This is a genomic window from Streptomyces noursei, from assembly GCF_016917755.1.
In the GTDB taxonomy this organism is placed as follows: Bacteria; Actinomycetota; Actinomycetes; order Streptomycetales; family Streptomycetaceae; genus Streptomyces; species Streptomyces yunnanensis.
This window is the reverse complement of sequence record NZ_CP070326.1, coordinates 5,978,675-5,992,482: the sequence shown is the minus strand read 5'-3', so window position 1 is coordinate 5,992,482 and position 13,808 is coordinate 5,978,675. Positions and strand designations below refer to the sequence as shown.

General features: G+C 74.5%; 14 protein-coding genes and 1 riboswitch. Of the genes, 5 read left to right on the top strand and 9 right to left on the bottom strand.

Going from position 1 to position 13,808, the window contains the following annotated elements; translation table 11 throughout:
- Positions 1-43: 43 nt before the first annotated feature.
- The 7 genes from JNO44_RS26510 to JNO44_RS26480 form a co-directional block, all read right to left on the bottom strand.
- Positions 44-553, bottom strand: coding sequence for an FBP domain-containing protein (locus JNO44_RS26510; RefSeq protein WP_205366381.1), 510 nt, complete (start codon positions 551-553; stop codon positions 44-46).
- Positions 554-623: 70 nt separating this feature from the next.
- Positions 624-2,054 (bottom strand): hypothetical protein, encoded by a 1,431-nt coding sequence (locus JNO44_RS26505; protein WP_205366380.1) that lies wholly within the window; start codon positions 2,052-2,054, stop codon positions 624-626.
- Between the two features lie 61 nt (positions 2,055-2,115).
- Entirely contained in the window at positions 2,116-2,427 is a 312-nt protein-coding gene (locus JNO44_RS26500) for a hypothetical protein (protein WP_205366379.1), read from the bottom strand.
- A gap of 182 nt (positions 2,428-2,609) precedes the next feature.
- On the bottom strand, positions 2,610-3,365 hold the full coding sequence (locus tag JNO44_RS26495) for a serine hydrolase (RefSeq protein WP_205366378.1): 756 nt from the start codon (positions 3,363-3,365) through the stop codon (positions 2,610-2,612).
- A 153-nt stretch (positions 3,366-3,518) separates the two neighbouring features.
- Positions 3,519-4,262 (bottom strand): isocitrate lyase/PEP mutase family protein, encoded by a 744-nt coding sequence (locus tag JNO44_RS26490; RefSeq protein ID WP_205366377.1) that lies wholly within the window; start codon positions 4,260-4,262, stop codon positions 3,519-3,521.
- Entirely contained in the window at positions 4,259-4,708 is a 450-nt protein-coding gene (locus JNO44_RS26485; RefSeq protein ID WP_205366376.1) for a carboxymuconolactone decarboxylase family protein, read from the bottom strand. Before JNO44_RS26485 ends, JNO44_RS26490 begins: the two co-directional genes overlap by 4 nt.
- Positions 4,709-4,713: 5 nt before the next feature.
- The gene (locus JNO44_RS26480; RefSeq protein ID WP_073445886.1) at positions 4,714-5,217 is read right to left on the bottom strand and encodes a carboxymuconolactone decarboxylase family protein; all 504 of its coding nucleotides are present in this window, start codon (positions 5,215-5,217) and stop codon (positions 4,714-4,716) included.
- Positions 5,218-5,264: 47 nt separating this feature from the next.
- On the opposite strand from JNO44_RS26480, the gene pdxR reads away from it, so the two are divergent.
- On the top strand, positions 5,265-6,710 hold the full coding sequence (pdxR, locus tag JNO44_RS26475; protein WP_205366375.1) for a MocR-like pyridoxine biosynthesis transcription factor PdxR: 1,446 nt from the start codon (positions 5,265-5,267) through the stop codon (positions 6,708-6,710).
- A gap of 10 nt (positions 6,711-6,720) precedes the next feature.
- Here pdxR and JNO44_RS26470 read toward each other — a convergent pair whose 3' ends face one another.
- Both JNO44_RS26470 and rocD read right to left on the bottom strand, forming a co-directional pair.
- Complete coding sequence (locus tag JNO44_RS26470; RefSeq protein ID WP_240167674.1) at positions 6,721-7,611, bottom strand: hypothetical protein; 891 nt, start codon at positions 7,609-7,611, stop codon at positions 6,721-6,723.
- 96 nt (positions 7,612-7,707) lie between these two features.
- Positions 7,708-8,913: an ornithine--oxo-acid transaminase gene (gene rocD / locus JNO44_RS26465; protein WP_205366374.1), complete on the bottom strand. Its 1,206-nt coding sequence runs from the start codon at positions 8,911-8,913 to the stop codon at positions 7,708-7,710.
- A 237-nt stretch (positions 8,914-9,150) separates the two neighbouring features.
- Positions 9,151-9,243: riboswitch (ZMP/ZTP riboswitch) on the top strand.
- Positions 9,244-9,283: 40 nt separating this feature from the next.
- On the opposite strand from rocD, the gene JNO44_RS26460 reads away from it, so the two are divergent.
- The 4 genes from JNO44_RS26460 to JNO44_RS26445 all read left to right on the top strand — a co-directional run bounded on the left by JNO44_RS26460 (position 9,284) and on the right by JNO44_RS26445 (position 13,713).
- Positions 9,284-10,561: a serine hydroxymethyltransferase gene (locus JNO44_RS26460; RefSeq protein ID WP_039633482.1), complete on the top strand. Its 1,278-nt coding sequence runs from the start codon at positions 9,284-9,286 to the stop codon at positions 10,559-10,561.
- A 254-nt stretch (positions 10,562-10,815) separates the two neighbouring features.
- Entirely contained in the window at positions 10,816-11,826 is a 1,011-nt protein-coding gene (gene trpS, locus JNO44_RS26455; protein WP_078875777.1) for a tryptophan--tRNA ligase, read from the top strand.
- A 104-nt stretch (positions 11,827-11,930) separates the two neighbouring features.
- Positions 11,931-12,533, top strand: a complete 603-nt coding sequence (locus tag JNO44_RS26450) for a 2'-5' RNA ligase family protein (RefSeq protein ID WP_205366373.1) — start codon at positions 11,931-11,933, stop codon at positions 12,531-12,533.
- 277 nt (positions 12,534-12,810) lie between these two features.
- Positions 12,811-13,713, top strand: coding sequence for a YihY/virulence factor BrkB family protein (locus JNO44_RS26445; protein ID WP_205370570.1), 903 nt, complete (start codon positions 12,811-12,813; stop codon positions 13,711-13,713).
- Positions 13,714-13,808: the final 95 nt, after the last annotated feature.

Here is a 13,808-nt window from a genome sequence, read left to right as displayed (position 1 = left end):
GCGAGCGGACGGCGGCGGGTCCACCTCCGGGCCCGCCGCGCCCTCACGCCGGCTCGCCGGCCAGCACCTTGTCGAGGAAGGCGTCCAGATTCCCCACGGTGCGCGCGATCCGGTCCACCAGCGGGAGGGTCTCCTCGTGCCGCCCGGCGAGCTGGGACTTCTTGCGGCCGCGGACGTAGAGGGAGCAGGCGAGGTCGGCGCACAGATAGGTGCCGACGGTGTTGCCCTGCCGGCCCGCGGCCCCGGCGCGGCGGGCGGCGAGCAGGCTGACGCCTGAGCCCGGGTGCCCGGTCAGGCAGATCGAGCAGACCGTCGTCTTGGTGAAGCTGCGCCGTACGCCCTGCGGCACCCGCAGGGTCACGCCCATCAGGCCGTCGGCCCGCGGGGCGACCAGGTAGCTGCGGTCCGGCGCTCCCCGGTCGCGCCACCCGAGGAAGTCGAGGTCCTCCCACGGGAGTTCGGCCAGCCCCACGGGGAGGTTGAGCCTGCTCGCCTCGCCCTTGGAGCAGTTCACGAAGGACGCGCGTATCTGTTTCTCACCAACCGGATCCATGATTCCGGACGCTAACAGCGGGGTATGGGGCGCGTCGTCCGATTTTCCGGTGCGCCGTCCCCGCCGGTCGTCACTCGATCACCGGCGGCGGGATCTCCCGCGGCGGGGTCCCGGTGGTCTCGTCCTCGTCGAGGTGGCGGGACCGCGGTCCTCCCGGGCGGCGCCGGCCGCCCTTGTCGGACTGCTCCCCCTTGCCCCGGCCGCCCTTGCCCTCGGTGGACGCCGGGTCGGCCGCGGTGGCCCGGCGTCCGCCGCGGCTGCGGTGGAGTCCGGCGCCGCCCTGCTTGCTGCCGCCGGCCGGGCCGGTCGGGCCCTCGGGCCGGGCGGTCGGGGCGCCGGGGGTGCGGGGCGGCGTGGCGGCGCGGGCGGCGACCGCGTCGGGGCTGCCCGCCGTGCCGCTGGCGCTCCGGCGGGCCCCGCCGGAGCCGCGCGTCCCACCGGTGGGCAGCCCGCCGCCCGTCACCCCGATGACGCCCGACATGGCCGCGTTGTTCGGCAGGCCGCCGCCGGCGGGCGCGGGGCCGCTCTGGCCGCCGGGCGGCGTGCCCGCGCCGACGGCGTGGCCGGCGGCCGGCGGTGCGGTGAGGGTGCCGCCGCCGATGCTCTCCAGTCCGGTGGTCACCGGCCGGTCGGCCCGGGGGCTGTCGAAGCCGGCCGGTACCGCGCCGCCGCCCGCGCCGTTGGGCCGCTGTGCCGTCGGCGGGTGGTGCGGGGCGGGGCCGCCGGTCACCTCGGCGTTCACCGGCGGCGGGGCCGGGCTGCCGGACGGGGCGACCGGCCAGTCGCCCTCGACGCCCTGTCCGGTGCCCTCCCGAAGCCGCTCCCCCTGCGCCTCGTAGTGGGCGGCCAGTTCGTCCATCACGATGACGGCCTCGATCTGGCACTGCTTGCTCGGGGGAAGGCTGCCGCGGTTGAGCTCCAGCGCCATCCGGGTGTCGAGCTTGGGGTTGGCCATGTCCCGCTTGAACTGGCTCTCGTCGCCGGCCGCCTCCATCGGCTCGGCCGCGGCGCCGGCGAGCTGGAGCTTGGCCAGGGCCTTCTGGGCCTCGCGGAGGTTGTGCGCGACGCCGACCTCCGGGCCCGAGGAGCGGGTGCCGATCAGGGTGGACTCGACGTTGCGGGCGTGCTGGTAGCTCAGGTCGATCTTCGCCAGCACCTTGGCGGCCTCCCGGCGGAACGCCTGGGCCGCCGAGCCCTCCCAGTGCGCCGAGGCGTGCTCCACGGCGTCCTGGAACGCCTTGCGGATCCCGCCGTGTCCGTCGTCGCCGCCCAGCCGGTCGGCGGAGGGCCGCCAGTGCCGGCCGGAGGTCTCGATCGTCCCGGCGCTGGCGTGCGCGATCATCGCCCGGAGCGCGGGCAGGCCGTACTTCTGGAAGTCGGAGGGGGACCGCGGGGTCAGCCGGTGTCCGCGGAGCGACTTCAGCCGCTCCGCCCGCTCGTGCTCGGTCCGCCGGCGCGCCATCTCCGCGGCGCCGTCGCGCGCCTGCCCGGTCTCCGTCATACCGGTCCCCCTCCCTCGAACTCGCCGTCGTCATGTCCGCCCGGTACCGGACGGGGGTGGGTCAGTGGTGCTCGGGGGGCCGGGTCTCGTGCTCCTGGTCCTCGTAGGCGCCACGGCTGGCCTCGGTCTTCTCGCCGAAGGTGCGGATGAGGTCCTGGAGCGCGCCGAGCACGTCCGCCATGTATGTCTGCATGCCGTCGTGCGCGGCGGCGAGCCTTCCGGCCTCGATGAAATCGCCGCCGAACGCCGACTTCGGGATCGCCGTGCCGTATTTGACCGTCTGGTGGGGATCGTCCATATCGCGCTGCAGGTGACGCAGCTGCCGCACGACGACGTCCAGTTCCTCCAGGTCAACCCTGAACTGCTCGGCCATGTACCGCTTCTCCCCGTTCCCCCGCGGGCTTTCACCACCAAGCTATCAAGCCATTCGGGCTCCCTGTATGCCCGTTCTCCTGATACCCGCGCCGGGGCGGGTCGTAGCGCGGATCGGACGGCTCTGAACAGCCAATTCGGCGAAAGGAAAAGAAATCTGACGAAGCGTCAGCCAATTCCGTATCAGGGAGCGGGAGCGAGGCGGTGCCGACAGTTCCAGACGCGGGACGAGAGGCGGGCCAGCAGGCGGGCCGCAGGGTCGTCGACGTCCTGGCCGTTGGCGAGCGGGCCGGTGTAGCAGATGGCGAGGGCGTAGGGCGGGGCGTCGGGCGGGTGGACCAGCCCGACGCCGTGCCGCACCCCGGGGAACCAGCCGTTCTTGCTGGCCAGACGGGTGCCGGGTGGCAGGCCCGCGGCCAGGTCGACCCGGTGGGCGTTGTGCTCCAACCGGGCCAGCACCTCCGGTTCGAGCGACGTCAGCAGCCGGATCAGGTCGTGGGCGGTGACGCGGTTGTCGAGGCCGGCGGCGCGGGCCGGGGCGTCCTCGACGCCGCGCGGGCTCCGGGAGGCGGCCGACGCCCCGGCCCGCCGCCACACCTCGGCCACCGCGGCATGCCCCACCGCGGTCAGGCAGAGGCTGGTGGCCAGGTTGGAGGAGTGGCTGACCATCCGGCCGGCGAGCCAGCCGAGCGGCGCGGTGCGACCCAGCAGCTCCCAGGGCTCCGGATCGCTGTCGCCGGCCCGGGAGTGGGTGTAGCTGCCGTCGGCCGCCGAGGCGAAGCGGTTGACGACGGGGACCTCCCGGTCGGGGTCGAGTCCGCTGCGGTGGACGGCGGCGAGCACGGCGACCTTCATCGTGCTGGCCGCGTAGTGCGGGACGTCCGCGTTCCGCAGGATCACCGGGGGGCGCTGCCAGGGGGCGACGGCGACGGAGAGCATGGCCCATCTTGGCATCCGCCACCCGCGAAACGGGGCGGCCGGGCCGGTCGCGGGCGCCCCCGTACGCCCCGCTCGTCCCGTACACCCCGCTCGCCCTGTACACCCCGCTCGTCCCGCGTGCCCCGTGCGTCGATCACCGCGACTGGCGATCAGTCAGCTGTCCGCCCCGTCCCGCAGCCGTACCGCCTCCGCCGCCAGGGTGGTCATCGCCGCGTGGTGCAGGCCGCCGCCGAAGGTGATCCGGGTCGCGCCGAGGGCGCCCAGTTCGCGCGGGGCGGGGCCGCCGGCCCTGGCCAGGGCGTTGAGCGGGAGGGGCGCCGCCGCGGCCAGTTCGGGCAGCAGCTCCGGCGGGGCGAGGATCGGGTAGAGGCAGTCCGCGCCGGCGGCGGCGTAGCGGTGGGCCCGCTCCAGCGCCGCGTCGAGGTCCGTCCCGCCGCGCAGGAAGGTGTCGATCCGGGCGTTGACGACCAGCGCCTCGCCCGCCTCGGCCCGCACCTCGGCCAGCCAGTCGGCCTGCTCCTGCGGGTCGCGGAGGGCGCCGGTGGCGTGGTCGGAGTCCTCCAGGTTGCAGCCGACCGCGCCGGCCTCGGCGAGCCGGCCGGCCAACTCCCTGGCGGACAGCCCGTACCCGGCCTCCACGTCCGCCGTCACCGGGACGTCCACGGCCCGGACGATCCGGGCGATCGCCGCGAACATCTCGTCGGCCGGGGTCTCGCCGTCCGCGTACCCCAGGGACGCGGCGATGCCCGCGCTCGGGGTGGCCAGCGCCGGGAAGCCGGCGTCGGCGAAGACCCGGGCGCTGGCGGCGTCCCAGACGTTGGGGAGGATCAGAGGGTCGCCCGGCCGGCGGTCGTGGTGCAGGGCGCGCAGGGTCGCCGCGCGGGCGGCGGCGGTCACAGCTCCGCCCCGGGCGGCTGGCGGACCGTGACGTTGACCCGGTTCCAGTTGTTGATGGCGACGATCACGGCGAGCAGGTGGGCGAGTTCGGTCTCGTCGAACTGCGCGGCGGCCCGCTCGTAGACGGCGTCCGGGACGAATCCTTCAGTGAGCACGGTGACCGCCTCGGTGAAGGCCAGGGCCGCCCGCTCCCGCTCGGAGTAGAGGTCGCCGGCCTCCTCCCAGGCCGGCAGCAGGTCGATCCGCCGCTGCTCGACGCCGGCCTCGCGGAGGTTGGTGACGTGCATGTCGATGCAGAACGCGCACCTGTTCAGCTGGGAGGCGCGGAGCACGACCAGCTCCGCCAGGACGTCGTCGCCCAGCCCCTTCTTGGCGGCCTGGGTGAGCTTGAGCTGGGCCTGGAAGAAGGCGGGGACCCGGCTCCAGTACTTCATGCGGTGGCTCATCGCGTTCACACCTGCCCCGGGACGAGGCGGGTGGTCACGCCGAAGCGGTTCCAGGCGTTGATGGTGGTGATCTGGGCGATCAGCTGGGCCAGTTCGGCCTCCTCGAAGACGGCGGCGGCCTGCTCGTAGACCGCGTCCGGTACGAATCCTTCGGTCAGCACGGTGATCGCCTCGGTGAGGGCCAGGGCGGCGCGCTCCCGGTCGGTGTAGAAGCCGGCGGCCTCCTCCCAGGCGGCCAGGAGGGCGATCCGCTCCTCGGTCTCGCCGGCCTTGCGGGCGTCGGCGGTGTGCATGTGGAGGCAGAAGGCGCACCTGTTGAGCTGCGAGGCGCGGATGTTGACCAGCTCGATCAGGGTCCCGTCGAGGCCCTTCTTGGCCGCCGCGTCCAGCGCGATCATGGCCTTGTAGACCTCGGGGGCAAGCTTGGCCCAGCGCATCCGGGGGCCGTGGTGGTGGCCCGCCCCGGCGGGGGCCTGCTGGGCTGCGGAAGGTGTCGTCGGGTTCGTCATGACCTTGACGCTACGGGGTGAGTGGCACAGGAGTATGGTCCACTTCCATGGAGAAATCGCGGGCCACTTTCGGTCGGGATCTCGGGCTGGACCTGCATCTGGACCTCGACGGGCCGGGCGGGGTGCGGGCCTCCCTGATGAGCGCGCTGCGCGAGGCAGTGCGATCCGGGCGGCTGGCCCCCGGCACCCGGCTGCCGTCCTCCCGTTCCCTCGCCACCGACCTCGGCATCGCCCGCAACACCGTCGCCGACGCCTACGCGGAACTGGTCGCCGAGGGCTGGCTGTGCGCCCGCCAGGGCTCCGGCACCGAGGTCGCCGAGCGCGTGCTGCCGCGGGCCGGCGGCGGGGCGCCCCGGCGCACCCCGGGCCCGCCGTCCCCGACCGCCGCCGGGCCGCGCTTCGACCTCACCCCCGGCACCCCGGACGTCTCGGCCTTCCCCCGGACCGCCTGGCTGGCGGCGGCCCGCCGGGCGCTGACCGCCGCGCCCAACGAGGCGTTCGGATACGGCACCGCGGCCGGCCGCCCCGAGCTGCGCGCGGTGCTCGCCGACTACCTCGCCCGGGTCCGCGGCGTCCGCACCGATCCGGACCGGATCGTGATCTGCGCGGGGTTCATGCAGGGGTTGGGGCTGCTGTGCCGGGCGCTGAAGCCGCGCGGCGGCACGCCCGGCCGGGTCGCCACCGAGTCCTACGGACTGCCCTTCCACCGCGACGTCATCACCCGCGCCGGGCTCGGCACCGTCCCGCTCCCGGTCGACGCCCACGGCGCGGACACCGGCCGGCTGGCCGACCTGGACCACCTGCGGGCGGCCCTGCTCACCCCCGCGCACCAGTTCCCCACCGGCGTTCCGCTGCACCCGGACCGGCGGGCCGCCGCGGTCAACTGGGCCCGTTCCAGAGGCGGTTACGTCCTGGAGGACGACTACGACGGCGAGTTCCGCTACGACCGGCAGCCGATCGGCGCCCTCCAGGGGCTCGACCCCGACCACGTCGTCTATCTGGGCACCGCGAGCAAGAGTCTGGCCCCGGCGCTGCGGCTGGCCTGGATGGTGGTTCCGGACCGGCTGATCGACCGGGTGCTGGAGATCAAGGCGACCGGCGAGTGGCAGTCCGGGTCGCTGGACCAGCTCACCCTGGCCGAGTTCATGTCCTCGGGGGCGTACGACCGGCATGTCCGCGGGATGCGGCTGCGCTACCGGCGGCGGCGCGACCAGCTGGTGGCCGCGCTGGCCGAGCACGCCCCGCACGTGCACGTCTCGGGGATCGCCGCCGGGCTGCACGCGGTGCTGGAACTCCCGGCCGGGACCGAGCAGTCCATCACCCGGGCCGCGCTGTGGCAGGGGCTGGCGGTGCAGGGACTGGCGCAGTTCACCGACCCGGCGGGCCCCGCGGTGGCCCGGGACGCGCTGGTCATCCCCTACGGCCGCCCGCCGGAGCACTCCTTCGCGACCATCCTGGACGCCCTGCTGCGGGCGCTGCCGCCGGGCGACTGACCGGGCCCGCTCAGGGGCGTTCCGCGGCCAACGGGGCGGGACCGGGTTCGGCCGCCGGCTCGCCGGGGTGCGCGGCCGGTGCCTCGCCGAACCGGGCCAGGGCCAGCGCCCCCGCGACGGCCAGCGCGAAACCGGCGACGGCCAGCGGGGCCAGTCCCTCGCGGGTGCGGTCGCCGAGCCAGGCGACGCCGACCACGGCCGGGCCGAGCGTCTCGCCGATCACCATGCCGGCGGTGGCGGTGGTGACCGCGCCGCGCTGCAGGGCGGCGGTCAGCAGCAGGAAGGCGGCGGCCCCGCCGATCAGCAGCGCGTAGCTGGCGGGATTGGTGAGCAGGTCGGCCGGCCCGAAGCCGTCGATGAGCCGCACCGCCACCTCGACGACACCGAAGCCGAAGCCCGCGCCGAGGCCGAGCGCGGCGGCGCGGGCCCGGTCCGGGAGACGGCCGGCCAGGGCGCCGCCGGCCAGCAGGGCGAGCGCGCAGACCAGCGCCCCGATCCGCAGCGCGGGGGTGCCGGCGCGGTGCCCCTCGGCGCCGGACGACAGCGCCAGCAGGGCCAGGCCGCCGCAGACCACCGCGACCGCGCCCCACTCCGCACGCCGGAGGCGGACGCCCAGGACCGGCGCGGCGACCACCGCGGTCACCGCCAGGGTCGCCGCCAGCGCCGCGCCGACCGTGTAGATCGGCAGCGTCCGCAGCGCCACCAGCTCCAGCAGGAACCCCAGCCCGTCCAGCGCCAGTCCGAGCAGATACCGCCACTGCGTCAGCACCCGCAGCAGCAGCCGGGCGTCAACGCCGGACCCGGTGCCGGTCGGGGTGTCCCGGGCCGCCACGGCCTGGAACACGGAAGCGGTACCGAAGCACACGGCGGACGCCAGTGCACAGATCATCCCGAGCAACATGGCCCGACTGTACGGCGCCACCGGGCCACGGGGGCAGGGGGCAACCCGGCCGGGCCCGGCGCGCACGCTCCACCCGCACGCCGCATGTGGCACGTCCTAGACGCCCAGCACCTCGCGGAGTCGGGCCAGGCCCCAGTCGAGGTCCTCCTCGCTGATGACCAGCGGCGGGGCGATCCGGATCGTCGCGTCGTGGGTCTCCTTGACCAGGACGCCGCGGGCCAGCAGCCGTTCGGCCACGGCCCGGCCGTCCCCGCGGGAGGGGTTGACGTCGACGCCGGCCCACAGGCCGCGGCCACGGACCGCGTCCACCGCGCCGCCGCCCACCAGCGGCGCCAGCGCGCGGTGCAGGTGGTCGCCGAGTTCGGCGGCCCGCCGCTGGTACTCGCCGGTGCGCAGCAGCGCGATCACCTCCAGGCCGACCGCGCAGGCCAGCGGGTTGCCGCCGAACGTCGAGCCGTGCTCGCCGGGCCGGAAGACCCCCAGCACCTCGCGGGACGAGACCACCGCGGACACCGGCACCACCCCGCCGCCCAGCGCCTTGCCCAGTACGTACACGTCGGGCACCACGCCCTCGTGTTCGCAGGCGAAGGTGGTCCCGGTGCGGCCGAGCCCGGACTGGATCTCGTCGGCGACGAAGAGCACGTTCCGGGCCCGGGTCAGCTCGCGCACGCCGGCCAGGTAGCCGCGCGGCGGCACCACGACGCCGGCCTCGCCCTGGATCGGCTCCAGCAGCACGGCGACGGTGTCCGCGTCGACGGCCGCGTCCAGGGCGGCCAGGTCGCCGTAGGGGACGACGGTGAAGCCGGGGGTGTACGGGCCGAAGTCGGCGCGGGCCTGGGGGTCGGTGGAGAAGGAGACGACGGTGGTGGACCGGCCGTGGAAGTTGTTCTCCGCGACGACGATCCGGGCCCGGCCGTCGGGGACGCCCTTGACCTTGTAGCCCCACTTGCGGGCCGTCTTGACGGCGGTCTCCACCGCCTCCGTGCCGGTGTTCATCGGCAGGACGAGTTCCATCCCGCACAGGTCGGCGAGCTGGGTGCAGAAGTCGGCGAAACGGTCGTGGTGGAAGGCGCGGGAGGTGAGCGTGACCCGCTCCAGCTGGGCGCGCGCGGCGTCCAGCAGGCGGCGGTTGCGGTGGCCGAAGTTGAGCGCGGAGTACCCGGCGAGCAGGTCCAGGTAGCGGCGGCCGGTGACGTCGGTCATCCAGGCGCCCTCGGCGGTGGCCACGACGACGGGGAGCGGCTGGTAGTTGTGCGCGCTGTGGGCTTCGGCGGCGGCGATGAACGCTTCCGTGGATGTCACGGCTGACTCCGTCCGGTGGGCCGGACCGGCGGGCCCGACCGTATCGGCGAGGGCCGGCCCCCGCCGTCGTGCGCTCCGGCCTCTCGTTGCTCCTGCGGCCTCCCCGTCCCTTCCATTGTCGGGCCCGGGGGCGGGCGTCCGCAGGCCATGCGCCGGTCCCCCGGCCGGCCCTCCGCCCGGTGCGGCGGGGCGCGCCGGACGACAGGCGGGACTTCGCGGACAGGCCCTAGACTTCCGGTGCGCAGCCGCGACTGGCGTACGGGGAACGGACCCCGAGGGAGCGGTGCGCGGCCACACGCCTACGAGGTGCCGCCCGCCTGGGTACCCCGGGACCACGACCGACCACCGATCGATCGCCCCGGAGGACGCCATGACGGCCCATCCCGCCACCCATCCCGCCCTGCACGCCGCCGACCCCGAACTCGCCGCGCTGGTCGACGCCGAGGAGCAGCTCCAGGCCGACACCCTGCGGCTGATCCCCAGTGAGAACTACGTCTCCGCGGCCGTGCTGGAGGCCACCGGAACGGTCCTGCAGAACAAGTACAGCGAGGGCTACCCGGGCCGCCGCTACTACGAGGGCCAGCAGAACATCGACCTCGTGGAGACGCTGGCCGTCGAGCGCGCCAAGGCCCTCTTCGGCGTCGAGCACGCCAACGTCCAGCCGTACTCCGGCTCGCCCGCGAACCTCGCCGTGTACCTCGCCTTCGCCTCCCCCGGCGACACGGTGCTGGGCATGTCGCTGCCGATGGGCGGGCACCTCACGCACGGCTGGGGCGTCTCGGCGACCGGGACGTGGTTCAACGGGGTGCAGTACGGCGTACGGGCCGACACCGGGCGGATCGACTTCGACCAGGTGCGCGACCTGGCCCTGAAGGAGCGCCCGAAGATCATCTTCTGTGGCGGCACGGCCGTCCCGCGGACCATCGACTTCGCCGCCTTCGGCGCGATCGCGCGGGAGGTCGACGCGGTGCTCGTCGCGGACATCGCGCACATCGCCGGTCTGGTGGCGGGTGGCGCGCACCCCTCCCCCGTGCCGCACGCCGACGTCGTGGCGACCACCACCCACAAGACGCTGCGCGGCCCGCGCGGCGCGATGCTGATGTCCCGCGCCACCCACGCCAAGGCGATCGACAAGGCGGTCTTCCCCGGCCTGCAGGGCGGGCCGCACAACCACACCACGGCCGCCATCGCGGTGGCGCTGCGCGAGGCGTCCGCGCCGTCCTTCCGGGAGTACGCGCACGCCGTCGTCGCCAACGCCAAGGCGCTCGCCGAGGCGCTGCTGGCGCGCGGCTTCGACCTGGTCTCCGGCGGCACCGACAACCACCTGGTGCTGATCGACCTGACGTCGAAGGAGGTGCCCGGCAAGGTCGCCGCCAAGGCTCTGGACCGGGCCGGGATCGTGGTGAACTACAACACCGTGCCGTTCGACCCGCGCAAGCCGTTCGACCCGTCCGGGATCCGGATCGGCACCCCGTCGCTGACCTCGCGCGGGCTGGGGACGGCGGACATGCCCAAGGTCGCGGAGTGGATCGACCGCGGCGTGCGGGCCGCGGGCAGCGCCGACGAGGAGGCGCTGGCGACGATCCGCAAGGAGGTGGCGGACCTCATGGCCGCCCACCCGGCGCCGGGCCTGCCCCTGGGCGCCTGACCCCCGGAGCACCCGGGAGCACCGGGGGCATCGGGGGCACCGGGGGCACCGGGGGCACCGGGGGCACCGGGAATACCCCTCGCCACCCCCACGTTGTGGCCCCGCAGGGGGCGCCTGCATCCCCTACGGGATGTGTTCGGCCACCCCCTGCGGGCCTCCACGCCCGGGCCCCCGGCGGACCTGAGACAATGCTTGCCATGGCTCTCGATCGCCCGTCCGCCACCCACCACCACCCCAAGGGGAATGGCTCCGCCATGCCGCGTCCGCCTCGTGTGCTTTCCGGAATCCAGCCCACCGCCGGCTCCTTCCACCTCGGCAACTACCTCGGCGCGGTGCGCCAGTGGGTGGCGCTCCAGGAGTCCCACGACGCCTTCTACATGGTGGTCGACCTGCACGCGATCACCGTTCCGCAGGACCCCGCCGAGCTCCGCCGCAACACCCGGATCGCCGCGGCCCAGCTGCTGGCCGCCGGTCTCGACCCGGAGCGCTGCACGCTCTTCGTGCAGAGCCACGTCCCCGAGCACGCCCAGCTCGCCTGGGTGATGAACTGCGTCACCGGCTTCGGTGAGGCGTCCCGGATGACGCAGTTCAAGGACAAGTCGGCGAAGCAGGGCACGGACCGGACGACGGTCGGCCTGTTCACCTACCCCGTCCTGATGGTCGCCGACATCCTGCTGTACCAGGCCGACCAGGTCCCGGTCGGCGAGGACCAGCGCCAGCACCTGGAGCTCACCCGCGACCTCGCGGACCGCTTCAACACCCGCTTCGGCGACACCTTCACGGTCCCGAACCCGTACATCGTCAAGGAGACGGCGAAGATCTTCGATCTTCAGGACCCGTCGATCAAGATGAGCAAGTCGGCGTCCTCGCCGAAGGGCATCATCGACCTCCTCGACGACCCCAAGGTCACCGCGAAGAAGATCAAGAGCGCCGTGACGGACACCGACACGGTGATCCGCTTCGACCGGGAGGCCAAGCCCGGCGTCAGCAACCTCCTCACCATCCTGTCCACCCTCACCGGCGAGGACATCCCCTCGCTGGAGCGCTCCTACGAGGGCAAGATGTACGGCGCGCTGAAGACGGACCTGGCCGAGACGATGGTCGACTTCGTCACACCGTTCCGGACCCGTACGCAGGAATACCTCGACGACCCGGAGACGCTGGACACGATCCTGGCCAAGGGCGCCGAGAAGGCCCGCGCGGTGGCGGCCGAGACGCTGGCCGCCACCTACGACCGGATCGGGTTCCTGCCGGCCAAGGGCTGACCGTCCGGGGACGGCCCGGGACGCGCCTTCGGGTCCGTCCCCGGCACACTGGGAAGGGTGCGCGCCCACGCGGCGCGCATGCACACGTCAGGAGGGAGAACGCAGTGGGGACCGTAACGCTCGGCGTTTCGCTCGCGGTCCCGGAGCCGCACGGCAGCTTCCTCCAACGGAAGCGCGAGGGCTTCGGCGACCCGGCCGCCCGCGGCATCCCCACGCACATCACCCTCCTCCCACCGACCGAGGTGGACGCCGACGCACTGCCCGGCATCGAGCGGCACCTCGCCACGGTCGCCGCCGTCTGCCGCCCCTTCCCGCTGCGGCTGGAGGGCACCGGCACCTTCCGCCCGCTCTCGCCGGTGGTCTTCGTCAAGGTCGTCGAGGGCGCCCACGGCTGCGCCGTCCTCCAGGAGCGGGTCCGCGCCGCGTCCGGGCCGTGCGCCCGTGAGCTCCAGTTCCCGTACCACCCGCATGTGACGGTCGCGCACGCCATCGACGAGGCCGCGATGGACCGCGCCCAGACGGAGCTCGCGGACTACTCGGCCGCCTGGACGATCGGCGGCTTCGCGCTCTACGAAAAGGGCGGCGACGAGGTCTGGCGACTGGAGCGGGAGTACCCGTTCGGGTCCGGCAGCGGGTCGGTGACACTGCCCCGGCAGGCCGCGGAGTCCGCCGAGCTGTCCCGGCCGCCCGCCGCGTCGTCCTCCTGAGGCGTCGCCGCGTCGGGCCCGCCGCGCACACCTGCCCGGCGCACCGGGTGGCAGCCGCACTCCGGGGTAGCCGGAGGCTAGTGTTCCGGAGCGGTCGGCGCGGGAGGGCGGTACGGGGATGACGGGCGGACGGGGCATGCGGGGGAACGGCGAAGACGAGGGCACGCCCGCGGACGACGACCCCACGGACAAGCACTCCACGGACAACGACGCCGCGGAGAAGGACCCCACCGAGAAGGACCCCACGGGGAAGCGCCCCGGCGCCGAGGGCGGGATGCTGGACCGGGTCTCCCGGCTGCCGATCGTCGGCCCGCTGCTCGTCCCGGTCGTCCGCCGGGTGCTCACCACCCACCTGTGGCGCGCCTACGAACGGATACAGCGGGTCCACTGGACCCGGCTGGCCGCGGCCATCACCTTCACCAGCTTCATCGCGCTGTTCCCCCTGCTGACCGTCGGGGCCGCGATCGTCGCCGCCACGATCGGCAAGGACCAGCTGCACAAGCTGGAGGACAAGCTCTCCGAGCAGATCCCCGGCATCGCCGCTCAGCTCGACCTCGCCGCACTGGTGCAGAACGCCGGCACGGTCGGCCTGATCGCCGGTGCCGTGCTGCTGTTCACCGGCATCGGCTGGGTGCAGTCCCTGCGCGACTGCCTGCGGGCCGTGTGGGAGGCGCCCGCCGAGGACGTCAACTTCCTGTTCGGCAAGGTCCGCGACGGCGTGCTGCTGCTCGGCCTCGGCGGGGTGGCACTGGTCTCCCTGGGCTCCTCGGCGTTCGCCTCCGCCGCGGTCGACCGGGCGGTGGAGGCGATCGGCCTGCCCCAGGGCGGCGCGGTCAGCATCCTGCTCACCGTCGCCGGGTTCTGCACCGCGGTACTCGCCGACTTCCTGATGCTGGCCTACATCCTGACCAAGCTCGCCGGCGCCCATCCGCCGCGGCGCGCCCTGGTCGTCGCCTCGCTGATCGGCGCGATCGGCTTCGAGGTGCTGAAGCTGCTGCTCAGCGGCTATCTGCGGGGCGTCGCCGCACGCAGCATGTACGGCGCGTTCGGCACCCCGGTCGCGCTGCTGCTGTGGATCAACTTCACCGCGAAGCTGCTGGTCTTCTGCGCGTCCTGGACGGCCACCGAGCGGGTGGCGCCGGGGGCGGGGGCGGAGCCGGCGGCGGCCACCGGGACGTGACGCCCGCGGGGAGGTGACCGGCGCGGGACGTGCCGACCGTGCCGGGTACCGGGTGCCGGCCGCCGCCTCCCGGCCGGCACCCGGCGGGCCCGGCC